This window comes from Psychromonas aquatilis (assembly GCF_038155185.1).
In the GTDB taxonomy this organism is placed as follows: domain Bacteria; phylum Pseudomonadota; class Gammaproteobacteria; order Enterobacterales; family Psychromonadaceae; genus Psychromonas; species Psychromonas aquatilis.
Window position 1 is genome coordinate 1 of sequence record NZ_JBAKAZ010000417.1, and the last position, 213, is coordinate 213.

Sequence of the window (213 nt, forward strand, 5' to 3'; positions counted from 1 at the left end):
TATCAATTTAAACTCACAGGAATGGCTGGCCATGCTGGAACCGTTCCTGCGAATTTACGTCTAGACGCAATGTGCGGTACAGCTGAGATGGTTTCAGCGATTGAACAATTTGCAATTTATAATGAAATCGTTGCGACCGTAGGCCGTTGCGTCGTATTTCCCGCTGCATTCAATGTTATTGCAGGAGAAGTACATTTTACCATTGATATTCGT

The 213-nt window shown here is 43.2% G+C and carries 1 pseudogene; it reads left to right on the forward strand.

Annotated features, from left to right (window positions below):
* A pseudogene (locus V6256_RS15995) lies at positions 1 to 213 on the forward strand (allantoate amidohydrolase); the annotation flags it as partial.